General features: G+C 38.4%; 26 protein-coding genes and 1 tRNA gene. 4 read left to right on the top strand and 23 right to left on the bottom strand.

Going from position 1 to position 26,189, the window contains the following annotated elements; all coding sequences use genetic code 11:
* Position 1: 1 nt before the first annotated feature.
* The 5 genes from RWN13_RS16390 to RWN13_RS16370 all read right to left on the bottom strand — a co-directional run bounded on the left by RWN13_RS16390 (position 2) and on the right by RWN13_RS16370 (position 5,008).
* A complete protein-coding gene (locus RWN13_RS16390; RefSeq protein WP_314065801.1) occupies positions 2–724 on the bottom strand; it encodes a glycosyltransferase family 2 protein in 723 nt (240 codons plus the stop codon).
* Positions 725–731: 7 nt separating this feature from the next.
* Entirely contained in the window at positions 732–1,562 is an 831-nt protein-coding gene (locus RWN13_RS16385) for a glycosyltransferase (RefSeq protein WP_314065797.1), read from the bottom strand.
* 11 nt (positions 1,563–1,573) lie between these two features.
* Positions 1,574–2,350 carry a glycosyltransferase gene (locus RWN13_RS16380; RefSeq protein ID WP_399553691.1) on the bottom strand — a complete coding sequence of 259 codons (777 nt, stop codon included), beginning with the start codon at positions 2,348–2,350 and terminating at the stop codon, positions 1,574–1,576.
* Positions 2,331–3,701: an O-antigen ligase family protein gene (locus RWN13_RS16375; RefSeq protein ID WP_314065792.1), complete on the bottom strand. Its 1,371-nt coding sequence runs from the start codon at positions 3,699–3,701 to the stop codon at positions 2,331–2,333. The genes RWN13_RS16380 and RWN13_RS16375 overlap by 20 nt, the downstream gene beginning before the upstream one ends.
* A 182-nt stretch (positions 3,702–3,883) precedes the next feature.
* Entirely contained in the window at positions 3,884–5,008 is a 1,125-nt protein-coding gene (locus tag RWN13_RS16370; protein ID WP_314065789.1) for an LCP family protein, read from the bottom strand.
* Positions 5,009–5,262: 254 nt separating this feature from the next.
* Here RWN13_RS16370 and RWN13_RS16365 point away from each other — a divergent pair, with 254 nt between their 5' ends.
* A complete protein-coding gene (locus RWN13_RS16365; protein WP_314065788.1) occupies positions 5,263–6,390 on the top strand; it encodes an MraY family glycosyltransferase in 1,128 nt (375 codons plus the stop codon).
* 73 nt (positions 6,391–6,463) lie between these two features.
* On the opposite strand, the gene RWN13_RS16360 is transcribed toward RWN13_RS16365, so the two are convergent.
* Both RWN13_RS16360 and map read right to left on the bottom strand, forming a co-directional pair.
* Entirely contained in the window at positions 6,464–7,390 is a 927-nt protein-coding gene (locus RWN13_RS16360) for a YihY/virulence factor BrkB family protein (RefSeq protein WP_314065785.1), read from the bottom strand.
* 62 nt (positions 7,391–7,452) lie between these two features.
* Positions 7,453–8,208 (bottom strand): type I methionyl aminopeptidase, encoded by a 756-nt coding sequence (gene map, locus RWN13_RS16355; protein ID WP_314065783.1) that lies wholly within the window; start codon positions 8,206–8,208, stop codon positions 7,453–7,455.
* A gap of 307 nt (positions 8,209–8,515) precedes the next feature.
* Here map and RWN13_RS16350 point away from each other — a divergent pair, with 307 nt between their 5' ends.
* Positions 8,516–8,956, top strand: coding sequence for a flavodoxin (locus RWN13_RS16350; protein ID WP_314065781.1), 441 nt, complete (start codon positions 8,516–8,518; stop codon positions 8,954–8,956).
* A 40-nt stretch (positions 8,957–8,996) separates the two neighbouring features.
* Here the strand turns inward: RWN13_RS16350 and RWN13_RS16345 are convergent, their stop codons facing one another.
* Positions 8,997–9,584: a TetR/AcrR family transcriptional regulator gene (locus RWN13_RS16345; protein WP_314065779.1), complete on the bottom strand. Its 588-nt coding sequence runs from the start codon at positions 9,582–9,584 to the stop codon at positions 8,997–8,999.
* 394 nt (positions 9,585–9,978) lie between these two features.
* Here RWN13_RS16345 and RWN13_RS16340 point away from each other — a divergent pair, with 394 nt between their 5' ends.
* Positions 9,979–11,217 (top strand): aminopeptidase, encoded by a 1,239-nt coding sequence (locus RWN13_RS16340; protein WP_314065777.1) that lies wholly within the window; start codon positions 9,979–9,981, stop codon positions 11,215–11,217.
* A 100-nt stretch (positions 11,218–11,317) separates the two neighbouring features.
* Here RWN13_RS16340 and RWN13_RS16335 read toward each other — a convergent pair.
* From RWN13_RS16335 to sfsA, 15 genes are all read right to left on the bottom strand, one after another.
* Positions 11,318–11,391: transfer RNA gene (locus tag RWN13_RS16335), tRNA-Arg, on the bottom strand.
* A gap of 321 nt (positions 11,392–11,712) precedes the next feature.
* Positions 11,713–13,275, bottom strand: a complete 1,563-nt coding sequence (gene speD, locus RWN13_RS16330) for an adenosylmethionine decarboxylase (protein ID WP_314065775.1) — start codon at positions 13,273–13,275, stop codon at positions 11,713–11,715.
* Between the two features lie 404 nt (positions 13,276–13,679).
* Positions 13,680–14,636: an LPXTG cell wall anchor domain-containing protein gene (locus tag RWN13_RS16325; protein ID WP_314065773.1), complete on the bottom strand. Its 957-nt coding sequence runs from the start codon at positions 14,634–14,636 to the stop codon at positions 13,680–13,682.
* Between the two features lie 222 nt (positions 14,637–14,858).
* Positions 14,859–15,272, bottom strand: a complete 414-nt coding sequence (locus RWN13_RS16320) for a DUF3284 domain-containing protein (RefSeq protein WP_314065771.1) — start codon at positions 15,270–15,272, stop codon at positions 14,859–14,861.
* A 30-nt stretch (positions 15,273–15,302) separates the two neighbouring features.
* Entirely contained in the window at positions 15,303–15,497 is a 195-nt protein-coding gene (locus RWN13_RS16315; RefSeq protein ID WP_314065769.1) for a DUF3188 domain-containing protein, read from the bottom strand.
* A gap of 25 nt (positions 15,498–15,522) precedes the next feature.
* Entirely contained in the window at positions 15,523–15,747 is a 225-nt protein-coding gene (locus tag RWN13_RS16310; RefSeq protein WP_314065767.1) for a hypothetical protein, read from the bottom strand.
* Between the two features lie 123 nt (positions 15,748–15,870).
* Complete coding sequence (locus RWN13_RS16305) at positions 15,871–17,316, bottom strand: PTS sugar transporter subunit IIC (protein ID WP_314065765.1); 1,446 nt, start codon at positions 17,314–17,316, stop codon at positions 15,871–15,873.
* Between the two features lie 164 nt (positions 17,317–17,480).
* On the bottom strand, positions 17,481–17,795 hold the full coding sequence (locus tag RWN13_RS16300) for a PTS lactose/cellobiose transporter subunit IIA (RefSeq protein WP_314065763.1): 315 nt from the start codon (positions 17,793–17,795) through the stop codon (positions 17,481–17,483).
* A gap of 36 nt (positions 17,796–17,831) precedes the next feature.
* On the bottom strand, positions 17,832–18,149 hold the full coding sequence (locus RWN13_RS16295; protein ID WP_314065761.1) for a PTS sugar transporter subunit IIB: 318 nt from the start codon (positions 18,147–18,149) through the stop codon (positions 17,832–17,834).
* Positions 18,150–18,591: 442 nt separating this feature from the next.
* Complete coding sequence (locus RWN13_RS16290) at positions 18,592–18,906, bottom strand: PTS lactose/cellobiose transporter subunit IIA (RefSeq protein ID WP_314065759.1); 315 nt, start codon at positions 18,904–18,906, stop codon at positions 18,592–18,594.
* 39 nt (positions 18,907–18,945) lie between these two features.
* Complete coding sequence (locus RWN13_RS16285) at positions 18,946–19,263, bottom strand: PTS sugar transporter subunit IIB (RefSeq protein ID WP_314065758.1); 318 nt, start codon at positions 19,261–19,263, stop codon at positions 18,946–18,948.
* Between the two features lie 257 nt (positions 19,264–19,520).
* Positions 19,521–22,214, bottom strand: coding sequence for a sigma 54-interacting transcriptional regulator (locus RWN13_RS16280; protein WP_314065756.1), 2,694 nt, complete (start codon positions 22,212–22,214; stop codon positions 19,521–19,523).
* 42 nt (positions 22,215–22,256) lie between these two features.
* Positions 22,257–23,552 carry a DEAD/DEAH box helicase gene (locus tag RWN13_RS16275; RefSeq protein ID WP_314065753.1) on the bottom strand — a complete coding sequence of 432 codons (1,296 nt, stop codon included), beginning with the start codon at positions 23,550–23,552 and terminating at the stop codon, positions 22,257–22,259.
* Positions 23,553–23,694: 142 nt separating this feature from the next.
* Complete coding sequence (locus RWN13_RS16270) at positions 23,695–24,693, bottom strand: Gfo/Idh/MocA family oxidoreductase (RefSeq protein ID WP_314065750.1); 999 nt, start codon at positions 24,691–24,693, stop codon at positions 23,695–23,697.
* Positions 24,694–24,741: 48 nt separating this feature from the next.
* Positions 24,742–25,491 (bottom strand): DNA/RNA nuclease SfsA, encoded by a 750-nt coding sequence (gene sfsA / locus RWN13_RS16265; RefSeq protein WP_314065749.1) that lies wholly within the window; start codon positions 25,489–25,491, stop codon positions 24,742–24,744.
* 259 nt (positions 25,492–25,750) lie between these two features.
* Here sfsA and RWN13_RS16260 point away from each other — a divergent pair, with 259 nt between their 5' ends.
* Positions 25,751–26,119: a DUF4828 domain-containing protein gene (locus tag RWN13_RS16260; RefSeq protein WP_314065747.1), complete on the top strand. Its 369-nt coding sequence runs from the start codon at positions 25,751–25,753 to the stop codon at positions 26,117–26,119.
* Positions 26,120–26,189 lie beyond the last annotated feature (70 nt).

Genomic DNA, 26,189 nt, shown 5'->3' with positions numbered 1-26,189 from the left:
CTTAACGACTCCTTTTTCTATATGTCATGATGTATTTCAGCATTCTCAGCCGACCTAAAATCATCGTAGTTATTTTTCTTTGCTTCATTCCCGTCACATTGCCACCATGTCTAACGTAGTTCATCAGTGGTTCTTTGATTAATACTATCTTACTATGAGTAACTATCGCAACTAAAGCAAGCCACTGATCATGCATCTCTATTTTTTCTGGAAATGGCAGTGCTTTGCGAGCTAAAGTTGAGGTAAAAGCCATCATACAACCCGTATATCCATTTTTTTTGATATTTTTTATTATCGTTTCTGAAAATTGATTAGCGTTATATTCATTCCAAGAGTCGTTCAGCCGATTTCCCTTACCATCTACTACCAGAGAATCATGGACGACCAGATCCGCTTTAGTTTCTTTAAAAGCTTTCATGACCATCTCGACTTTGTTTGGTAGCCATTGATCATCTTGATCAGACAAGAATATATAATCACCTTTAGCTTTGGAGATAGCTTTCTGAAAACTACCAATAGGGCCTTGATTTTGCTGATTAACATCAATTGTTACCTTAATCGGTGAGGCGATATTCATTTTTTTAATCAACGAAACAGTCTGATCGCTTGAACAGTCATCAACTATGATAACTTCATCTGTCACTTCTAATTGTGATAAAATTGAGCTTAATTGTTTTTCAATAAACTTTTCGCCATTATAGGTGGCCATACAGACAGTTATCATCTTTAAACTATTCTCCTTTCTTTAATCGCTTAATCTCGACTAAAGTTCGTTTGTAAATCTCTCTATTTTTTACTGTTAAAAACTGTTTAGCTAATCTTTTCTTCAAATGACGACGGTGAGGTACTAAATTATCGATATTGTATTTAGTAAAATACAAAGTTTCACTTCGAATAATACTTTCGTAACGTTGCGTAGAAACTTGACTATAATCCAGAACCGATAAATCATGAGCTAAGGTCTCATCCATTACTAAAAACTCTTTATTGAGCTGGCTTAATCGCCAAAATAACCAGTGATCCAAATAGTCCAATGGAAATTCTTCATTAAATCCACCTATTTCCTTCAAAGCGCTGACCGAGATTGCCGCTCCAGAGTTAATCGCCATCAAAGGTGTTGTTGTTAAGCCTACTGGAACATTTTTGCTTTCTTTACCAATATAATTGTCCACATAAACTGGAGAAATTTGATTCCCCCCCGAATATATCAAAGGCAAGCAAGCAGCCAAATGATAAGTGACGTCAACTTGAGTTAAGCTTGACAAATAAGACATCGGAACTTCCGTATCCTGATCAAGTAGTAACAATAAATTAGCATCTTTTTGATTAGCTCTTGCTAGTGCATAATTATAAGCCATAGCTAAGCCAACATTCTGTCTATTATGGACATAATGAATCAACGGGCTAATCATATGCGACTTCTGTTCATCATAACTATTATCATAAATAATCAATTCACTGAGTATTCCCTGGTTCAAAGCCTCTTCTAATATAACCAAAGAGGGAACAGCATTCAATTTCTTCTGATAGACCACTACTATAGCGGTAATTTGATTTTTCATGATTTACTCTCCTAAAAAAAAGTCCAGCCCCATTTATTAAAATATTGAATCATCGATTTTAAAAATATTTTGAACAACCGTTTGCTTTTATGAGCACCCTTTGCGTAAAAATGAGTAACTTGAGCATCTGGCAAGTAATAAATTGTTTCATTTTCAGCTCTTAGTCTTTGACAAATATCATTATCTTCAAAATACATAAAAAATTGTTCGTCAAAACCTTTAATTTTTCTTAGCTTTGAAGTCCTAAAAAACATAAAGCAACCAGAACCAAATAATATTGGTTGTCTATCCTCTGTCAAATCACGACACTCATATGTCGCCAACCTTTTATCAAATAACTTCCTAACCCCATCTATTGGAATAAATCTTAAAAGATAATCGAAGACATCTAATTTTCGTCTAATCAGATGTTGTGTGGAACCATCAACATTTAAGACTTTTGGTACGCTCATAGCGATTTCCAAATTTTGTTCCATAAATTCATACATCACAACTAAGTTGGTGGCGGAAATTAAAATGTCTGGGTTATAGACGATAAAATAATCTTCCTGACTAAGGCTTAAATTGTAATTATGTCCGTAACCAAATCCCATATTCTCATGATAAAAATGAATCTTAATGAGGGACTGGTATGCTTTCAATTTAACTCGATACTCTTCTGAAGAATGATTATCGAATAAATAAACCTCTATATTACCTTGAGGAATTAATACCTCAACAATATTATCTAAAGTTTCGAAGACATCTTGACTGTTATAGGTTACGATACTAATGGCTATTGTTTTGATATAATGCAACCCTTTCTTTCTCAATTTCTAAACGTTTAGCGCTAATAATCACTGGTAAAAGGAATCCTAATCCAATAGGACTATTTAAAAAAGGATTTATGTTGGTAATAGCTATCATTGTTAAAACACAGGCTAATAATGCAACTGATGTGCTATCTAACTCACTGTGTCGGAATATATATGCAAGGTAATAAAAAGCTGGTAACATGCTAAAGCCTAACCATAAAAGAACACCTATTAACCCTTGTTCGACTAGTATGTCTAAGAAAGTCATCTCGATACCATCTGTCCGACTTCCAATAACTGACCCGTAGCCATTCCCTATAATAGCATTAGCACTGCTCTTTTTAATGATTTTAGCAGACTCTTCAAATAGATAGACTCTCATATTGACGCTAACATCATTAACTTGCTTGGAACCCCCAGTTGGTTTTTTAAGCCCTTTTTTACTTGATTCAAAGATATTGCTTTGATCCACGCTATCATTAAACCTTGATTGAGTTGATGAGGTGTAAAGTGTTGGAACAATTGTAAAGGCACATAGATAAAAAATAACCGGTACAATCAACTTTTTGTTCTTACGGCTCACTTTCTTACCTTTTGCTTTAGCAAAGTAATAGATGAATCCATTGATGACTAAAATTGCCAATAAAGCTAGTAAATATCCGATGTAAAGTCCACGAGTTTCAGAATAAATAATAGAAACTGACGCCAGGACTAAAATCGCTATATCGATTTTCTTAACTCGATTTGAGATGAAATTATTAGAAGACAAGATTAATCCAAATAAAACGATAAAATGAGATTTATAAAAAACGCCTCTGCTTGGTCTGAAAAACAAATCTGCCGGCAAAAGCTCATTGATAAATTGATAAAAAGCTTTAAAATCATTTACAAAAAAATACTTGCCACACAAGCCTATAATAATGGTTCCAATAGAGACCACTACTGTGGCTATTTTTAAGACACTTATCACTTTTTCAATTGAAAAACGTTCCTTGCGGATATAAGTCCAAAAGGGAAAAATCAAAATGATATAAGAAACTCTTAGTGAATCTTTGATAATTTCCCCCAGTTGATGACCATTAATCAACCCAATACACGCACTAACCCCAATCCAAATCAATAAACTTATACTAAAGATAGCCACTAGATTTTTATTAATTAGCAATTCTTTTAATTCTACTCTCGTTTCTCTATTGCTGATTAAACGATAACTATAACTAACTAATAACAAAACAAATAATAATTGTCTGATTGAAATGGGCCCAAATTCAATTTGTCTTCCCCCACCACCAGCAAATAATTCAAAAAATAATATTGTCAACAAGCCGCTCTCTAACCTATTCATCTTTAATCTCCTAGTTTTAATATACTACTTCACTATACCGTTAACCCACACTTAATTCAATTTTTTTAGTAAATCTTAAAAAATATACAACGTTCAAAAAAGTGACGGGCACCTATCTAAGAATAAGCTCCCCTCACTTTTATGCCAATCTTTAAAACACTATTTTTTTTAAGCTCGCTCAGCTAATCATCGATTGCGCCGTCGCCATATGGTGGATAGGTTTCATCACTTACCACTCCGTCACTTTCAAATACAAAGCCTTTTTCATCACGGTAATCTTCATCTTCTTTCCCAAGTGATACTAGTAGTTTATGTTTTATGTATTCCAAACTATCTTCGTGAAGTCCTACCATACTTTCTCCTGTATAGGAATAGGTAAAGCTCATCCAAGAAAAAGTAAAAGATTCGAAAGAAAAATCATTGGTTAAACCAGATTGAGCAACTTTCATCATGGTGTCTCTGTTCATATCAGTCCAAAGGTGATTAGTCAGCGAATTCATGACATCAGAATACTTGCCAATGGAACCGACAGCCATCGCCTTTTTCAAAACTGCCTGAACTACCATTTGCTGTCTTTCGCCACGTTTAATGTCATTATCTATTTTTCTTGTTCTTGCAAAAGCTAAAGCTTCTTCTCCTGTAAGTGTTTGCTCACCAGGATCAAGTTCCACCATTTTAGTTAATTGAGCATTGGCTTCACTGATTGCAACTGGCACATCCACTTTTACTCCGCCAAGGGCATCTACAATTTTCTCAAATGCTTGAAAATCAACAGTCACATAAAAATCGATTGGAATATCCAGTAAAGTTTCTACCGCATTGATCGCCCCATCCTCTTTGTCATAAGTATAAGCAGCATTAATTTTGGTATATCCAACAAAGTCTTTAGAGTCAATGTAAGTAAAGGTATCCCTAGGAATACTCACCATGCTGACTTTGCCTTTTTCAGGATTCATAGTTACTACAATCATTGTGTCAGTGCGATTAGACCCTAAAGCCCGTTCGTCATTATCATCCACTCCCATAACTAAAATCGAAAAAGGAGTTTTATTCGGCTCAACGGTTTCGTTGCTATCTGTTCCACTTTTACGAGGCTTATATGTTTGTTCCATCAGATCCTCTGCTTGTGTCAGCAATTTTGCACCATAAGCAACTGCTGCCAACACACCAACTAGTAAAATGATTAATGAAATTTTAAATGCATTTGGCCAAATACTTCTTTTATTACGACTCGTTCGACTACCCAAGCCATCTTTATCTTTTTTGCTCTCTCTATCTTTTTTATATCTCGTTTTTTTCTTGCTCATTCTTAATTTGCTTCCTTTCGCATTCACGAAACACAGATTGGCTTCTATCTATATCTACACAAATTCTATATGTAAAAATCTTATTTATTTTACTACATATTATAACAAAAGACCATACCCTTTAACAATAATTTAAACAATCAAGTCGCTTAAATATTCAGTGCCTTTCTCAAAGGACTCTCAATTTGATTGTATTTTGGCTCAACAATTTGTATAATGATGACATCGACCCAATTGAAAGTAGGGCTAAATTTATGAATCCTGTATTAGGTATTATTATCAAACTCTTTGTGACATTCTTTTTATCGCTAGCAATCACACCAATTGTTAGGCTCTTTGCCTTCAAAATTGGCGCTACAGACAAACCTGACGCTAGACGTATTAATACAACTGTTATGCCCACTATTGGTGGCCTAGCTATTTTTCTCTCATTTGTTATATCATCCCTCTTCATTTTTAATAATTTCATTCCAAATGATTACATTATACCGATTATTATTGCAGCATCTGTCATTATCATTACAGGGATAATTGATGATACAAAAGAATTATCGCCAAAAGGAAAGTTAATTGGAATCATAATAGCTGCTTGCATTGCTTATTTTTTTGCTGATATAAGTATGGAATCTTTCACACTTCCTTTTTTTGGAAACATTCAACTAGGCGTCCTTAGCTTTCCAGCAACACTGCTTTGGATTTTAGCTCTCACCAATGCGGTGAATTTAATTGACGGTCTGGATGGCTTGGCTTCTGGCGTATCCCTTATCGCTTTAACGACTATGGGAATTATTGCGAATTTCTTTATTCCAAGTTCTAACTTCCATGTAACACTGACTATTTTTATTTTAATTGCTAGTATCGCTGGTTTCTTTCCATATAATTTTCAACCTGCTAAAATTTTTTTAGGTGATACTGGAGCCTTATTCTTAGGGTTTATGATCGCCATCATGTCGTTACAAGATTTAAAAAATGTCACAATTGTTTCTCTGATTACTCCGTTGGTCATTCTCGGTGTACCAATCACTGACACTGTTTTCGCTATTATTAGACGGTATATCAATAAACAAAAAATTTCATCCGCCGATAAGATGCATCTTCACCATCGTTTATTATCCCTCGGCTTTACCCATCGTGGAGCCGTTTTAACAATTTATGGTTTAGCTATGCTCTTTTCATTTACAGCTATTTTAATTACTTATGCTGGTACGCTTGGCGGATTATTGTTAGTAATTTTATTACTATTCGGTATCGAATTATTCGTTGAATTAATCGGCTTAGTTGGTCCAAAAAAACAATTTATGCTCAACTTATTCGGCCGTTGGTTTGGAAAAAAGAAAAATAACGAAGATATCACAAGGTCATCCAATAATGACGATGATTAAATCCATTTGAATAATTCTTTAAAAAGCGGCTACTTCCTATTCAGATGGAAAGTAGCCGCTTCTTAATTTCATTCTATTTTTTTGGATAATGTGTATCCTCTTTTTGATGAATCAATTGGGTTAACCTCTTTGGTATCCGGCGTTGTTTCATTTGGATTTCACCATTAAAGTACTCTTCGATAACCGCATTAATCACGCCACCAATAATGATGACTGTGGCAGCAAAATTAAGCCACAACATAAAGACGATAAATCCACCGATCAAGCCATAACTGGAAAAACCTTTGGAGAAATATTTAGTATACAGTCCGAAAAATTGGGTTAAGGCCATCCAACCAATCGTTGAAAAAGCTGCGCCAGGTAAAATCGAGCGAATTCGAACTTTAGCATTTGGTAAAAAGTAATAGATAATGCTCATGACTAGAAAGAGCGAAATCATCGTCACTGGCCATTTCAAGGTGCCAAAGACTCCAGCAATGCTGTTAGGCAAATTCAAAATCGGTAAAATATAATCTAGAATTGATTGTCCCAGTGTGAATAAGATAGCCAAAATCATCACTGCCATTAAAAAGAGGAATATCGCCACAAAACTGAATAAGCGAGTCAATAAGGCATTAACCCGATTTTTTACACCATAGACTTTATTCAAGGCGTTCTGTAAGGCGTTAATACTCTTGCTAGCGGCCCAGAGAGTGGCTACAGCAGAAATAGACAACAAGCCTCCATTGGAGTTCTCTAAGAGCGAACGAATGGTACCTTCCAACATCTCATAAATACTTGCCGGCAACATGGTTTCAATATAGGGTAAGACGGTTTCCGGATTGATCTGTAAAAAAGGCAGAATGTTTCCTACAGCAATGATCAGCGGAAAAATGGATAGCAACAAGTAGTAGGCGATTGTCGATGAAGAAGGACCGATTTCAGCCCCAGACACTCGTCCCATAACAGTCTGTATAAACTTTTTTAGTTTGTCATTTTTGATTTTCTCTAGTGGCTCCATCGCTTTCCCCCAGTCAAAGAGCTACTTTACGTGTAAAGTAGCTCTTTTATTTCATATCGCGTTTATTGATCCCCTTGTGAGGTTAAAATCTTTGGTCCTTCTTTGGTAATGGCTAAGGTATGCTCATATTGACAGCTTAAGCCTCCGTCCAAAGTACGGGCCGTCCAGTTATTGTCATCCATCTTCATGCGCCATGTGCCAGTGTTAACCATGGGTTCAATGGTGATTACCATGCCTTCTTTTAAGCGCAGCCCTTTTCCTGCTTCACCATAATGCGGAATCGCTGGCGCTTCATGTATCGTTGGTCCAATGCCATGACCGATAAAGTCTCGGACCACACTTAGGTTCTCCCCTTCTACATAAGTTTGAATGGCATGACCGATATCACCAATGCGATTGCCAACTTGGGCTTGTTCAATGCCGATATACAAGGCTTTTTTAGTCACGTCCATCAATTTATCAATTTCCGGTGTTGATTGGCCTACAACGTATGACCAACAGGAATCTGACATGGCGCCATTTAAGTCGATACACATGTCCACCTTGATTAAATCACCATCTTTTAGTTTTTCTTTACGAGGGAAACCATGGCAAATCTCATCATTGATACTGCAGCAAGTGGCATATTTATATCCTTCAAACCCAATTTGGGCAGCAACTCCACCATTTTTTTTAATGAAGTCATGAACGAATTCTTCTACATCCCAACTGGTGATACCAGGTTTGATAAAGTCTCTTAAGGCATGATGGACACGGGCTAATAAAGCACCTGACTCCTCCATCATTTCTATTTCTCTTGCTGATTTAAGTGTAATCATTTAATGCTCTCCTCTTTCTATTAGGGTCCGATGTCCACTATCGCTAATGACTAAAGTCATAAGCATAGGGGCTCTCCTCTTTCTATATGCTTCGATTAATCCTGATGGACAACTTCTTGAAAAAGAAGTTGTTAGCAAGTTACATTCTATCATATTGAGCCAAATCCGCCAAATATCTCTGTTTCACTCTAAGGTATGGAAATCGATTATTTCACAAAATAAATTTTGACATTTAGGTAAGAGATACTTTCATTTATAGCCGATTCTGGTATAATTTAGCAGTAGACTGATTGAAAGGGTGATAGATATGGCTCTCGCTAAAATTGTGTATGCTAGTTTAACTGGTAATACTGAAGAAATCGCTGATATTGTGGCTGAGGCGTTAGAGAATTTAGAGTTAGAAGTTGAACAAGAAGAGTGTACGCAAGTTGATGCAGCAGATTTCTTAGAAGCAGATATCTGTATTGTGGCAACTTACACTTACGATGATGGGGAATTACCTGACGATATTGTTGATTTTTATGAAGAGTTACAGGAATTGGACTTATCTGGTAAGATTTTCGGCGTAGTTGGATCTGGGGATACATTCTATGAGTTTTTCTGTAAATCTGTCGATGATTTTGAGGCAGCTTTTGTGAAAGCTGGTGCCACTAAAGGTGCTGATTGCGTCAAAGTTGATCTGGCTGCTGAAGAAGAAGATATTGTAAAACTAGAAGAATTCGCAAAGATTATCGCAACTAAAGCATAAAAACAACCCGTTATGGATGCCATAACGGGTTGTTTTTATGCTATTTTCCCTTAACGGGTTTTGTTAAGATTTGATTTTTTTCATTTTTTATAACACTGGTAATCACATCATTAAGCAACGCTTTGATATTATCATCCGTCGGATTAATCAGGCCCCCTGATTTCAATGAAGCTATACCTGTCGCCACAATCCATGTACCTGAAAAGATAGCAGTTTTCATTTCCTCGTCCAATAAGCTCAGTTCAGGGTCCTTGTTAATGTTCTCCATAAACAAATCATGGCTGAATTGATTCAGCATGTCTTCTCCAGAATGTCCTTCCAAATAGAGTGAACGATAAAGAACTTTCTCATCTGTCGCAAAACGGACGTAGTTTAAGTTCATATCTAGTAAAGGGTCACCTGTGACAACTCGAGCAAACACGACGTCTCTTAAATAAATTTCAATTTTCTCAAACAGCTCTTCTTTCAAATCATCCATGTTTTTGAACTCCAAATATATCGGTTGGGTCGAGCACTTCATTTTACTGGCAATGTTTCGTGCCGTGAATCGTGAAAAGCCTTCTGTTGCCACAATGTCATATGCCGCGGTTAAGATCTGATCCTTGGTAATCGTTTTTCTTCTAGCCATTTTTCTTCCTGCCTCTCTTTTACATTAACTATCGCTCACATCACTCAATTTCTTCTAAGTGTATTTTCTGCCAATCCCCTCAAAAATCACTGTTCACTTTATCTGTTTTTATTGTATCATGAATCGTACAATAAAAAAAGACAGTTATAATATCTTGTTATTTTTAGGAACTGAAAACGCCGCCTGTTAATTTATCGAAATAGAACCTTAACTGTAACAGCTGAAAGATGTGCATTGGATAAATTGTTCCTATTTGCCCTTTATGTTATCATATGTATGTTGGCCAATTCCATATGAGACAGGCTTTTTCAGCTGATTTTTAGCAGCTTTTCTCATGGTTTTAACCATTACTTGTGCCATCACTATAAAAGAATTTAATTTAGGAGGAAGATAGATGACATTACCAAATTTCAACGAAAATTTACAAAAATACGCCAAATTAATTGCAGCAACAGGTGTCAATGTACAAAAGGGACACACCGTTGTCCTTCAAATTGATGTGGAACAAGCTGAATTAGCTCGTTTAATTGTAAAGGAAGCTTATCAGCTGGGGGCTGCTAATGTCAGCGTCCAATGGAAAGATGACGTCGTACAAAAAGAATTCTTTTTACATGCCGATGACGAGCTAATGTCAACCATTCCTCAATATAAAATTGATGAAGCTGATTCTTGGGTTGAAAAAAGAGCAAGTCGCATCAGCGTTGTCTCTCAAGATCCTGACGCCTTAGCTGGCACTGATTCCAATCGCGTAGCAGCTTTCCAATCTGCAAGTGGTAAAGCCTTGTCTAATTTACGTCAGGCTAGTCAAGCCAATAAAATGAGCTGGACCGTGGTAGCGGCAGCTGGTGCTGCCTGGGCAGCAAAAGTATTTCCTGAGCTGGATTCAGCGGAAGCTCAACTGGACGCTCTTTGGGATGAAATCTTTAAGACTACTCGTATTTACAGTGAAGATCCTGTCGCTGCTTGGGAAGCACATGATAAAACGTTAAATTCTAAAGCCGAGGAATTAAACGCAGAACAGTTCGACGCCTTGCACTACACTGCCCCTGGAACTGATTTAATCATCGGGCTACCTCACAACCACTTGTGGGAAGGTGCTGGTAGCTATAATTCTCGCGGTGAGAAGTTTATGGCGAACATGCCAACTGAAGAGGTCTTCACCGCACCCGACAGACGTCGTATCGATGGCACAGTCTCAAGTACTAAGCCTTTGAGTTATGCTGGTACAACGATTACAGGCATGCACTTTACCTTTAAAGATGGCAAGGTGGTAGACCTTACTGCTGAGCAAGGTGAAGATGTGTTGAAAAAATTATTGGAAACCGATGAAGGTGCCAAGAGTTTAGGTGAGGTCGCTTTAGTACCAGATCCTTCTCCTATTTCTCAATCAGGTATTACTTTCTATAACACCTTGTTTGACGAAAATGCCTCAAATCACTTGGCATTAGGATCTGCTTATGCTTTTAGTTTAAAAGGTGGGACTGAGATGTCTCAAGAGGAGTTAGAAGAAGCCGGATTGAATTTAAGTACCACTCATGTGGACTTTATGATCGGCTCTGATAAGATGGACATTGATGGCATTCGTGCTGATGGAACTCGTGTTCCGTTGTTTAGAAATGGTGACTGGGCTTAGTAATCAGAATAAAGAAATAGTAATACCGCCAAATCAGGGATATATTTTTCCCTGATTTGGCGGTATTTAACTTATTTAAGAGTTTATCTCAGACTCTTGATGTTCCTGACTGGATTCGAACCAGCGGCCTATCGCTTAGGAGGCAATCGCTCTATCCGACTGAGCTACAGGAACATAACATGAACTATTTTCTCATGAAAGTGAGTAAATGTCTAGATATACTTAAACAATATTAAGCTTCGCTACCTTTTTTAGCAATACTTTGGTTATCTAAATTTACGATTAACTGACACTAAGCAATACTCTAATTCAAATTAAACAACCACACCAATTGTATGTCTTGGTGTAGTTGAGATAACTAAAATATAGTATAAGGATATATTTCGAGAATTTTCAATTTCCATCTAGCATTTTCTTGTTAAGTAGATTTAAACTTAAATAAATTTTTCCCACTTTAATTTAAAAAAACATATTAACTCATATAGAAATCCGCTATCAAAAAAAATTACCTCTTTCAAACTTCTGATATTCCAACTCGCTTGCCTCAAACATTCGCCCTAACATCTTCACAAACTCAGTCTCAGATTCCAATTCCTGACAAACAAACAAATCCACCGCTGCATAATTGAGTTCTGGCCAGGTATGAATGGTGAAGTGTGATTCAGCCAAAATCACCACCCCACTGACACCATAGGGTTGAAACTGATGAAAACAGTGGTTAACGGCAGTTAAATGGCAGTCTTGGACAATCTTCAACATTACCTCTTCAACGTCGCTAACAGACGATAAAAGGCTACTAGGACAATTGTTTAACTCCAGTAAGTAATGATTACCTAAACTTTGGTTATTTTTTGGAAAATTAACTATTTTAGGCGTCAGTCTTGTAAACTTATTATTTCCACACTTATAACATCCACTGTTTTTCAACTTTTCAATCGTCAAAATTGTTGGCTGCTCTTTCATCTGATAATGTTCAAGACAACTGTCACATTGGTACACCGATGCTTTGGCTTTCAATTCTCCAGTGTAAATCAATTGGTCATAAGGACTTTCAGCAGAAATTATTGGATAAGTGGCAGGCGTTGTTTTAAGGGTATATAAGTCACTTTTACCCCCAAGAATAGCTGCGCCGTGATACTGATTAAAATTCTTTTTGCTATCACTCATTATCAGATTTTGATTGCTAATTAATTGTTGGACGGCTAATTGTAACTCTGGTTCTTTCTTCCCAAAGGAGAGATAAATTCTTCCGTTATCCGCTTTACTACCTGCAATAGCTCTGGACAAAAACAGCTTAAGCCCAGACATTGTATACGGTGGATCCGTAAATACCACATCGAACTGATTTGAGAATAAATCTGGATGGCCTTCACGAAAATCGATTTGATGGCAGATTATGTTCAAGTCCAAATTAACTGCTGACTCTTCCAGGCACTGGATGATTTCTTGGGACATGTCATAAACAATGATAGGGGTTGGTGGCGTTGTGGATTTGCTGATTTTTTTCATTAATAACCCCACTGCTAAAGAAGTCAAATCGTCATCACCTAGAAATAAAATCTGTTTATTTATAAGTTGATGATTGTCCAACAATAAACAGGCTCTTGCTACACTGGTTTCGATGGTAGCGAAGGCTTGATCGTATTCGACAGTGACTGTTGGTCGATTTTGAATACCACTTGATAATTCAGCTATCAACTCTTGACAAAGTAGTTCTCGCTCCACTTTTAACTGGCTTAATTTAATGTAATAGTTCAAATTAACACCTGACCAGCCAAGTTGTTGCTCAACATAGATGCGGCCTTTTCTTGAGAGTTGCTTTCCCCCCTGACTAATCATCAGGCCAAGCTTTATCCACTCTTTTGAGAGAGCTGCGACTACGGGAATTGGCAGATTTAATTTACTAGCAAGCTCTTTTGTCGATATTCCTTTAGTTAAAAATACCTCAACTAGTAACTGGTTAATAACCTCAGCTGATTCTTTTAAATTGGTTTGTTTTTTTATCATATTTATTAATTTCATTATTTTTGGCTTAGCAGTATCAATACTACGAGCCATTCCATCCCTTCGTTAATTTCTTGATGAAAGGACTACCTAAATTAATTTAATTGTACCTGTCTTTAACTCAAAAGATGTATCCTAAGGTCACAAAAAAGCTAGAATTTCTCCCAGCTCATCACTCTTATTCATCTATCACTACATTAGGCAAGTGTGTTTGAATTATTTTGAGAATGTATGAGTATCTATAGACACGCCAAATAAACAGTGGTTTATCGGCTATTAAATTAATCTAGATAGATACTGTCACAATGCTCAAAAAGCACACCTCAGTCTTATAATTGATTTGCTTACCTCAAAATAATCTTGCTACCCTTTTATTATACGTCTCACTTTAATAATGTCAAATAAAAGATGAGCCGCTCTTTCACACGTACTCATCTTATCATTCATTCTAATCTCAATTAATGGTTCTTAGCCATTTTCACTTTAATAAATCCGAATCCAACTAATGCTAACAATGCGCTACCCATTAAGATCAATGAGGAGTGAGTGGTTGTCCCTGTCTGTGGCAATTTTTTGGAATTATTTTTAGAATTTCCTGTAGGCGTAGCACTCTTTTTCTCTTCTGAAGACGAAGAAGAGGCTGTCGGCTTTTCCTTTGTCGGAATAACAAAGGTCACTACCTCACTAAAATTCCCATGGAGATCATTCGCATCAATTGCTTGAATGTACCAGATGCTACCTGGTTCAAAGGTTCCTTTTAACTCAAAATAGCCATTTTGATCAGCAGTTCCATCCATCTTAATTCTTTCTTTTGTTAAATCATCAGTTATTGTTAAATAAGCACCTGGTATCGTTTTACCGTTAATAACTCCTGATTTTTCATCATAGCTAATGTTTGAAAGCGTTAAGGTGGCGATGTTATTTTCAACAATATAACTCATAGCATAAACTCTTACTTCGCCAGTAGTCGTTGTGCCTAATAATTTCACACTATCTAGGTACTCTCCAATAGTCGCAGTCGAAACGGTTTGCCCTTCTACAAAAGTAAATGACTTGACCCCGTCTTGTTTCATCACGGGAGCTTCTTTTGCTACTTGATAAAACTCAGCTTCCGTTATAGGTGCTCCTTTTTTAAATACAACAACCATTTTAGTTAAATCAACTAAGGTTGGTTCTGCCTTAGTTTCATCTGGCTCTTTCTTTGCGGCCTCAACTTTTTTATCTTCAGCTAGTTTCTCACTTAAAATAAGTGTACTGGTTGATTCAGTAGTTCCTTGTTGACTGGAACTACTTTCACTACTGGTGACAGCTGAACTACTTTCTGTCATTTTAGTTGACACTTCCGTCTCATCGGCCCTAGCTACCACCGGTGACAATAAGCCTACGAACATTCCTAACACAACTATTTTTTTCATTACTTTCACTCCTCAATTATTATTTCTCTATAACCCTGTAACCTAATTGTTACATTAAAGAAATATAAAACAATCTTTTTTAACAAAAGATACATTAAGAAATAGTTAAGGTTTCGTTTTCAAAATGGCTTTTTCTTCATCTAAATCAATTTTCACACCTAGTTAACTGAGAGACTCCTAATTTTGCCCACAAAAAAAGCCCTCAATGGGGCAATTTTAAGGTTAGTAAGACGATTCAATCATCTCAAGCATCTTTTTAAATTGACGTTTCTTAAGGAAACCTAAAAGGGTTCCCACAATCATGTCGTTTAATTTTTGCATTGTACCAAATGATTTCATCTCTTCCATATAGGTCACTTCACAGCTTCGATCGTCAATTGGTTGAATATCATATTGGACCAGATAATCATTGCGGGTCGTAGAAGTTCTAAAATGATAAGATTGATTTTCAATATGTTTCTCAATTTTGATTTTAGCCTTACTGTTTTTAGAGAATTCTTTCACGTACTCAAAGTTATTTAATTGTTTTTTTGTCACGCTTTTTCCTGTTTGCTTGCGGATGTCGAACAACACTGAGTCGATGATTTTATCATATAAAAACGTTGCTGGCACATCTAATTTTTTAACAATCTGCATTTCCTTCACCTCTCTAGAAAAAGAGCACTGCTACTTTTTCTTGTCGTTTTTATTTTTCAAAGCTTTTTCTTTTTTTGCGCCAGTTGAATAGGCGATGCCGCCTGAAATCAAGAAGGCGATCCCTGTTACCATATTCAACACATTATATTGTCCTGTATTTTGATTGGCACTATACAGAATAATTAATAAGCCAATACTACATAAAAACAAACCACCTTTAGTCATCTTAATCCATCCAATCTGTTGTCTGCTATTTTACGCCATTTGCTTGGAAGTATAATACTGAGCCCCAAGGTTCTGCTTTAATCGTGTTTTTTGCAATGCGAGCCGCACCGTCAACGTCTTCAGTATTGACGTCAAAATAAAGTTTAATGCCTTTTTTTTCTTTGTATGTAAACGTGACGCCATCTTTTTCCACGCCATCTAACAATTCTATCATTTTATCCTGTGAAATTGGTGCATTTAATTCGATCATTGTTCGTTCCCTCTTCCTATTAATTATTGATAAAAAGGAGCTGCTTCCACCTCTAGGAAGCGTCGGCAACTCCTCTAAATTATACCATATTTCTTTATCTCGTTACATCATGCTGAAACCACTCTAGTTTTCGTTTTCACCTAAAGATGGATCCATCTTGTTAGATGCGATAACGAATGGTACCCAGATAATGAATGTTGCTGCCATACAGACTAATGAGACGATTGGCGCTCTCCAGTCAGCTCCTGTTGCTAAGAATGCTAGTAAACCTGGAGGAACTACCCATGTCACTGACTGTGTAACTGGTGCGACCCAGCCCCATGATGTTGCTAAGTAACCAATAGTTGTTGCAACGATTGGTGCCAAGATGAATGGAATAAACATAATCGCATTTAAGACGATTGGCAAACCAAACATGATTGGTTCGTTAATGTTAAAGATCCCAGGTCCTAATGACAATTTACCAATTGTTAAGTAATCTGCCCGTTTAGAGAATAGCAGGATTGCCAGAATTAGCGTAATGGTACCACCTGATCCACCAAACATTGAGAAGATATCAAATGAACCACGTACCCACATAAATGCTTTGCCGTCTTTGATGGCTTCTAATACCGCTGCACGGCCTTCTAATCCTTGATACCCTTTTTGATAGATATCAATATTGATTAATTGCCCTTGTCCGAAGATCCCTTCAAGGACAGGAGCCATAACGTTAGTACCATGGATTCCGAAGAACCAGAAAATTTGAATCGCTAATTGAATGACTAAAATAGCGCCTAACCCTTGTGTGAAGCCCATTAATGGTTTAGCAATGGTTTCTTGAATCCAGTCAATAAATAGTTGACCTGTTAATTCACCAAAACCAAAGTTAAAGATTGCCACAACATAAAGCGCCACTGTTGCAGGGATAATCGCTGCAAAGGCACTAGATACTGCTGGTGGTACTGAATCTGGTAATTTGATTGTCACATTTTTTTGCATTAATTTAGCAAAGATAATAACAGATACTGCGCCAATAATCATGGCAGTAAAGAAGGCATTTCCGTTTAAGTGATTAAGGTTTAACCACCCCCATAAGCCAACGCTTAGTTGACCGTCTGGTGTCACAGTTGCGCCTATTTCTGAACCAGTGATGGCAGTTGCAATTTTTTCAGGTATTTTCATGCCTAAATCAGCAGAGTTGCTTGGTCCAAATGAAATTCCTTGAATAAGTGCTGCTAGTGAAACGATACCACCGGCTAAAACGTTCACGTTGTAAGCTTTAGCTAAGTTATATCCCCATGAGAAAGCGAAGATTAAACCAGCGATGGCAATGGTTCCGTTCCAGACGAAACCGTTGATACTAATAATTTCTTTGATGACTGGAATCGTTGTTCCGTCATACCCGTCAATAAATTCTTTTGGTAGATCTCTAATAATAGCGTTGATCATTACCGCAATCGAGCCGGCCATTGTTGCTGGCATAGTACCAATAAAGGCATCACGCAAGGCAACTAAGTGTTTCTGTCCCCCAATTTTTGCTGCAATCGGCAGTATATACCGTTCCAGCCATGCTGTTAGTGCATTCATTCCATTTCCTCCTATAAATTGAAATATATGCTAAAGAAGTCTCCCTCTTAAAGCCAAACTAATGGCAAGCTCCGTTCAAAAAACTTGCTTCATTATGTTATACCAAAGGCGCGGTTTCTAACAACGCCTCTCCCCCATGGTTAAACAACCTCAACCATTGCCGCTTAATCAGCGATTTTTTGATGCAACTCAATGATTTCTTTCGCTAAATCAGTAAAAGCGATCGCTGTCATCAAGTGATCTTGACTGTGGACAGTCAAAAGTGTGACGGTCATGTGCTCACCTTGTGCTTCTTTTGTTAACAAACCCGTTTGTGAGTGATGCGCTTCTACTAATGACGCTTCGGCACTTTTAATTTTGGCTGCTGCCTCTTCAAAGTTACCTGCTTTAGCTGCCTGAATAGCCTCCATTGCGTCACTTTTAGCATTGCCTGCGTTAACGATTAATCCCATGATTGATTCTAAGTTTGCTTCATCCATCTGTAAATACTCCTATCTAACAAGTGTCGTGGGTGATTACCCGATTAAGTTTAGTGCAACTTTTAAGACGTTCTCACCGTTCATCATGCCATAGTCTTTCATGTCAATGACGTCTAATGGAATGCCCATTGGCGCTAGTTTTTGTTCGAACTGGCCTTTCATAAAGCGAACTTGTGGGCCTAATAATAAGACGTCCACATTTTTATCTGCTAAGTTTGAATCAGCGTCTGATGCTGATACAGCAAAGATGTCTGCTTCGATTCCTTGTGCCTCAGCTGCTTTTTCCATTTTTGTTACTAAAAGACTGGTGCTCATTCCTGCAGAACATACTAACATGATTGTTTTTTTAGCCATCTGTTATTCTCCTCTTTCTTATGGATACCTCACTTCTATGGAACGACTGCTGAACCTTACAGATCTAACCATAGTCTGTGAAATTTTCCTTGTTTGTTTGGTTACACCTTTTATATAAGCAATTATCGTGCCAACTTTTTAAAGCTGTTGAATCATTGATATAACAGCTTTTGTAATGGTACAGACCAATTACTCACAATTTTACACATAACGTTATAATGTTACACACTGTTCATTTCACCTGTCTTGACAGGGTTAATTCAGGTCTTTTTGACACTTACACACTTAAGACTGATAACGCACAAGATTATTGCCACTGTTTGGTGGTAATTAACTCATGCAACTTCTTGTTCGTGAAACGACCTTAATTAATAAACACTTTGACAAATTAAAGAAAGACGATGAAGGTCACCGTCTTTCTTGTATATTTTAAGATTACTGATTAATCAGCGATTTTTTGGTGCAATTCAATGATTTCTTTTGCCAAATCTGTAAAGGCAATAGCCGTCATTAAGTGATCTTGACTGTGAACCGTCAAGAGTGTGACTGTCATATGTTCACCTTGAGCTTCTTTCGTCAACAAACCCGTTTGTGAGTGATGAGCTTCTACTAATGAAGCCTCAGCACTTTTGATTTTGTCGGCTGCTTCTTCAAAGTTTCCTGCTTTAGCTGCTTGAATAGCTTCCATTGCATCACTTTTAGCATTACCTGCGTTGACGATTAATCCCATGATTGATTCTAAATTTGCTTCATCCATTGTTTTAAATACTCCTCATTCTACGATTGTTATTAGTGTTTATCCGATTAAGTTTAATGCAACTTTTAAGACATTTTCGCCATTCATCATGCCATAGTCTTTCATGTCAATCACGTCTAATGGAATCCCCATTGGCGCTAATTTTTGTTCGAATTGACCTTTCATGAAGCGGACTTGTGGGCCTAATAATAACACATCAACGCTTTTATCCGCTAAGTTTGAATCAGCATCTGATGCTGATACGGCAAAGATATCTGCCTCGATTCCTTGAGCTTCTGCTGCTTTTTGCATTTTTGTTACTAATAGACTTGTACTCATCCCTGCTGAACATACTAACATAATTGTTTTTTTAGCCATTCTATATACACTCCATTTTCTTATAGGTGTCTGATCCTCGTCTCATTTTTTCTCTGATTGATTGCATCAGCCAGTGGAAAGTCAGTGATTGAGTTATCAAACAAACCTATAGGTTATTTTTTGATTACACGTTTATATAAGCAAAAACCGTGCCAACTTTTCGGCACGGTTAAACTCACTGCTATTAGGCTCTTTTCCCATCAATTGTCAGACTATTTAAAACTGTACACGGCCTTTGATTGACATACACACTAAAGTTAGTGTGTATCAATAAAGTTCTTATCTATCCGATTTTCAATCATCATCTGCGCTAAGTAAGCAATTTCACTTTCAGGCAGTGTAATGTTGTACAACTTCTCCAGTTGCATCAGATTAGAGCGCACTGCTGTAATCTCAATTCGATTTTTAGCTTTAAAGTTATCTAAATCACTAAACTTGCGAGCTTCCTGCCCTGTTTTTAAGGCTTCAACTAGGAAAGCCAAATGAATCAAGACCCCAGCATCTATGCCTGGTTCCACAATAATTTGCATATCAGCTTGTATCTGATGGACGATTTTTTGGAGGAGGGCTAATAGGTCCGCCACAGACTCAACACTTTTTATGGTTCCTTCCAGTGAAGTTACCATTTGCTCCAAAGGAACTTCATCAGCGGCAATTCGTTTAAAGACGTTTAATTTTTCATTATTAAAGATGTCGAAGGCTGAGAAAAAGGGGATGTTTTGATATTCAACGTCTACCGTTCCCACAATCGCTTTAATTTCATAGGTCTCCATCAATTCGTCAATGTGTTTCTTAAAGGCTTCTTTCTCCAGAAACTGCATTTGAATAATTTCAATTTCCTTCGTATTAATCACGGGCAAAATCCGTTCATATAATTTGGCCGCTACTCCTTCACCCGTAAAGCAGGTGACGATCACCGCTTTTTCAAGCACACGCTGCGGACGGAATTGATTGCGAATAATACTTTCAAAGGACATTTGAATGTTTTGATAAATGTCTTCCAAGGTCCGACCAATACTGGCCATCCGTACGGCTTCCAAGACCGTCATGGTGCTGCCCATGGAAATCGCCTTAGTCCGTATGCCAGTTTCCTCATAAATCATATTACCAAAGGTATTCAATGAGCCCATATCGGTCAACAGCAACATGCCACTTGCCATCTCGTGGCGGTTGGCCAAAACAAAGTTTTTTAGTTGTTCATACATGTGCTGAACTTCCATGGTTAAAGGCATATTAAAGGCCTGACCTGTATCGGTTCCCAGCAATTCTTGAACCGCTTCTAACATGCTGGACGCTGTTGACTTCCCGTGCATCAGCACCACCACCGTCACCTTGCTTTCGTGACGGGTAATCGGTTCACTAATATCCAGTGATAAGAACATGGTAATAAACCCAATTTCATCAAAGGGGATTTCAATATTGTATTCTTCTTCGATGATGGCTGATAAATCAATGGCCACTTGGAATTCTTTTTTGTAGTTGATGCGAATTTCGTTCAGATTAGGATGAATGATGCTTCTTTCTTCCCTGATCCGCTCCAAGGTACCTTGGAGGTGTAGAGCAAAGGTGAAGCGGGCCTTTTCATTGTACTTGCGTCCTAATCGTTCTTCGGCAATGTCGTACAAGCGGTCAGTTAAATACCAAACATCGTCTGCAATCAATTCCCGATGAATGTCATTGCGAGATAACTCGTCCACATAGGCCTCAAAATACTTGCTGACGTCGGTGGCAATTAACGCTTCAAGGGTGGTATTTTTTAATTCTTTCGGCGACAAATTGGACACTTTTTCTTCAATGGCATTGTATACTTCCATGTCTCGGGCTGGATCCAGCGACCAAACCACTTCACTGGTGCCGGGATCAAAGGTTAGGTACTGGCTACTTTTGTCAATAAAGCGGTCCACACGATCTGGCAACTCTTTAATCTTTAAGAGGCCCTTTTGAACTTGTAGTGGCAGTTCCTTTTGATTGATTGTCAAATACTCTTCCTGATAGGTGCGGTAGTGTAAAAATGCCTTGGCACATACGAGTTTTAAATCTCGCTTGACTTGACCGATATTGCCTTCTGCATGATAGAGCATAAAGGCCAGAATCGCATCTCGTTCAACGATGATCCGCTGATTTAGGCGATTGGCTTCTTGCTTAATAAAAAGTGTCACAATTTCATAACGCTCATCGATGGTGCGCTCTGTTAAAGGTGGCAAGGTAATCGACATGGGAATTCGTCGATTAAAGGTGCTTAAAAAGCCTTCTGACGATTCAGTGGTCGCCCCAATAATTTGAACCGATGCCTTGTGGGTTTTGCTGCTTTCCCCTAATGGACGGTAAATGCCTTTATCGATAAAGGTAAAGAGCATTTCTTGCCCTTCTGGTGGCAAACGGTGGATCTCATCTAAAAAGAGAATCCCCCCATCGGCTTTCGCCATCAAGCCTTCTTGATCCTCATCGGCGCCCGTATACGCTCCTTTTTTCACTCCGAAAATGTGCCCAAAGAGCAACTGGGGGTTTTGAGCGTAATCGGCACAGTTAAAGGAAATAAAGGGGGCATCCTGAGGGAGAGTGCCAGAGGTAATCGCAAAACGATACATACACTCTGCGAATAGGGATTTACCTGTTCCGGTCTGCCCAAAAACAATCGAATGCAGTCCCCGAGGAGGATACAGCATCGCCGCCTTGGCTTGCTGGATCACCACCTTTAAGGACTCATTGGCTCCGACTAAATTATCAAAGGTTACATCAAAGGAGGCTTCTTCGGTCATCGAGGCGCTAGCTATTGTAAAGATAACCGGTCGGCCATCAGACCGCTTAACACGGCCTTCTTTTGCTAAATCGTTTAAATAGCGGCTGACATTTGTTCGATCCAAATCCATGGTTTCTGCTACTTCCATGGCAGTCAGTCCTTCTGGACGATCGTTTAACAAATGAATGATTTGCTCTTTTCTATTAGACATCGTTTCCCTCCAACATTTCTCGTACAGACTCATTGTGCCATTCTAGCTGGGCTCTTGTTTGGTTTTTCTGCGAGCCCCTTTATTTTTTTGATCTTTTTTCTTATGTTTACGTGGTTCTTTGCCTTTTTTGACTTCTGGTCTTTTTATACCTAAATCGACGGATTTTGCGGTCGCCTGTTCAATTTGCTCAACCTTCTTAGGTTTGTCAGCTTTTTTATCCACTGCTGTGGCTGGCACTAATTTGGCACTGTGGACCGCCAGTTCTGTCAGGTCATGACCTTTAGACACTTTTTTCAAATCTTTTAATTCGTATTCACCAGCAAAGGCTAGAACAGTTCCATCTTTGCCCATACGCCCAGTCCGTCCTGAACGATGTGTGTAACTTTCCACTGAATATGGCACATCATAATGCAACACAAATGGTAAGGCGATAAAATCCAAGCCTCGAGCAGCAATATCAGTGGTTAGCAGTAAGGAGACCTTCCCTTCTGCAAAGGCACTTAAAGCTAGTTTGCGTTCCATTTTATTTTGATCCGAAGCCAAGGTCACATTGGGAACGCCTTGATAAGCCAACTTATCGGCTACTGATCCCATTTCCTGTAATTCGTTAAAGAAGACAATCGCTTTAAACCCATTGACAAAGGCTAATTTTTTCAACATTTCCAATCGTTTCCGAGGAGCCACACGGATAAAGTTATGAGTGACTTGGCCTGCCGACTGATCTTCTGCTGTCACATCGACAACAACCATGGCATCTGACCACTTGCTTTCCAATCGTTCTTGGATATCAACAGCCGTGGCCGAGACACAGACTAACTGACTGTCGTTACTAACAGCTTTTAAAATATGTTTTGTGGCGTTTAATTCACTAACTTCGATTAGCTGATCAACTTCATCCAAGACAATTGTTTGTAACAAGTGGGCTTTGACTTTCTTGGTTTTAATCAATTCATGAACTCGCCCAGGGGTTCCCACCAATACTTCTGGCTTTTCTTTTAACTTGTCCACTTGGCGTTTTACATTTGCTCCACCAATCAGTGATTGGACTTTGATGCCAACTAAGTCAGCCCAGTTTTTTGCAACAGTTGCCACTTGGACGGCTAGTTCTTGAGAAGGTAATAAAATCAGTAACTGATTGCCTTCACCAGCTCTAACCCTTTGCAATAGGGGCAAAAGATACGCCACTGTTTTACCAGAGCCTGTCGGTGAAACCCCTACTAAGTTTTGTTTAGCCATTAAGGCATCGTAGCATTTAGCTTGAATCACAGAAGGTGCCTCATAGCCAAGTTCATTCCAATAAGTTTGCCATGGTTGTGGCAAGTTCGTAACAAATTCCATATCGTTTAATCTCCAATTTTTTTACGTCTATCATATGCATCTTAGCACAAAAAGGGGTATTTATTCTAGTCTAATATCAATGGTCTTCAACAGGCTAAAGGTGGTTGGCCAACATGTCCAACCACCTTGTCGTTTTCCTTCCTTAGTTGTCGGCTGGAAAAACAATATCTGCCTGTTTGCGCAGTTCTTCCATGATGAGGTGCACATCCTGAGCGATCGCTAACCATTCTTGGTAGGCGTGTTGCCAGCTTTCATCTGTAGGATGATTGATTACGGCTGCAAAATCACGTGCTTCCGCGATCATTGGCACTTCTTCTGGAGCTGCTTCCACCTCTTTGAAGGCCCCTTGATGGCGGTCATAAACCTTAATTGATTCAATACTGTTGACTGCATTTAAGACAATGGTTTCGTCCAAGCTGTAGATTTCTGATGGTAAGAAGCTATTGCCGATTTTCCCGGTCATTAAATTGACATCAAAATTTTCGTAGCGTAAAACCATTGTGCCAATGCCGTCAACGCCTGTCGGTACTTTACGGGCAAAGTAGTGGACACTTTCTGGTTTACCAAACCAGGCGACGGCTGCATAGACCACATAAACGCCTAAATCCATCAAAGCGCCACCTGAAAAGGCCGTTGAAAAGATATTGGGTTCTTCCCCTGCTAATACTAAATCATAACGGGAAGAATATTTCATAAAACTAAAATTCGCGCCAATAATATCTTGGGCTTGCGGCAATATCTCTGTGACTTTTTTGAAACTGGCTTCATGAATATTGCGGGCCGCTTCAAAGTAAAAACAGTTTTTTTCTTTAGCTAGAGCGACAACTTCTGCCAACTCGGCGGAGGTGGACACGGCTGGTTTTTCAACTATCACGTGTTTGCCCTGTTCGATAGCCAGTTTGGCTTGTTGGAAATGCAAGCTATTAGGTGACGCAATGTAAATCACGTCAAGCTCAGGCAAGCTGACAAATTCACTTAACTCTGTCTTAACCTTGGTCACGCCATAAGGGGCACCAAAGGTTAAAGCAGATGCTTCGTTTCTTGAATAGATGGCGGTTAATTCATAGTCCTTTGAGGCGATCGCCGCATCTACAAATTGATTGGTGATCCAGTTTGTCCCGATAATTCCTAATTTAAGCATGTTATTACCTCCATATGGTTGATTGTATTTCTTAGTCGCAAGTGACAGTTATGTCGCCGCACTGTCATCGTTTGGGTTAATAAAGGGCGCCGTTAAATCAAAAGGAATGGGTTCTTTAATTTCAATCGTATTGGGTGTGACTTGGCATGTATAAGCCAGAACTTCCAAGCCCGTTCTTTGGCCCTCAGCAATGGTTGTGGCTAATGCCGGCTGCATTTCGTTGTGAATGGTGGCAACCTGAGTGTCTGCCATTTGAACGATGAATAATAGATAAACGCGATAGCCTGCTTGCCCTAATTCAATTAGCTCACGAACGTGTTTCAAGCCGCGCTCGGTTGGAGCATCTGGAAAAGCCCCAATTTGCTGATTTTCCAAGGTCAGGCCTTTAACTTCTACGATGACTTTTTCATCTTGATCTGTCTCTAAATATACATCAAATCGGGAGTGATTAAAAGTCACTTCTCTTCTGATGGTCGCAATCTCACCGGTTAAGCCAGGTAAACTGATTTGACCATTTCTAATGCCTTCATAGGTCAAGAGATTTGGCACTTGGCTATCAATGTTAATCCACTTTGCCCCTTTTTTTACTGCAATCAAATCATAGTCCGTTTTTCTCGTGGCAGAGGCCTGATAACTCAAAGCAACTTCGACACCTGGGTAAAAAAGTTCGCGACAACGTCCAGTATTTTTAACATGAACCACGACCTCCCCTTTTTCTGGCAAATAACAGTGAGCAATAAATCGATTTTTACGTTCAATTAGTTTAGCTACCTCAACTTTAGGGTATTCTACTATCATCAGACACCTCCTTACACTTTTTGATTCCGTTTCTCTTAGAATTGTCTTGTGACTTTTTCTTAGTCAGTTAAAATAAAACAGATCATCTCTTTAATTATACACTAAATTTTCCTTAAGTAGGCCCTAAGATGGATAGTCAAACGATTATAGATGGAGTATGATAAGGGAACAAAGGTAATAGAGACGTCCTAGGCATGATTCTTGTTGAGTCACTAGTCGTTTACAGGGTATCTATCGCTTACAAAAAGGTGGGGATTTTATGGCTAAAAAACACTGGTCTGTCTTTCTGGGCCTGTCGGTCGTCGCTGGCGTCGCCAGTTCGTTGCTCTTAAGAAAAAATAAAAAAAGTGCTAATCAATTGACCTTGCAGCAACATTACCAAGGTTCTTGGTGGTTTATTGATCAACATCATAAAGTTCAACATTCTTTAGACATTTCTGCGGATTTATCTGTCAAAATTGATGATCATCTTTTTCCTGCTGAATTGTTAGAACTAACCACTGAACGTTTGGTGTTACGTGATCAATATGGCTATCATTTAATCATCAATTGTCGTGAGCTTATGCCCTATGATTTTTATGACGAGGCCAATGATATGACATACCTTCTAGAGAAAAAAACTAGTTGATTCCGACAAAAAAACGAGGGTGGGACAAAAGTAGATGATTAATCTGCTTTTATCCCACTTTTTTTGTGTT

The sequence above is a fragment of the uncultured Vagococcus sp. genome (genome assembly GCF_963518325.1).
Taxonomy (GTDB): Bacteria; Bacillota; Bacilli; order Lactobacillales; family Vagococcaceae; genus Vagococcus_D.
The sequence above is the reverse complement of the archived record's forward strand: the minus strand, read 5'-3'. Positions and strand labels throughout refer to the sequence as shown.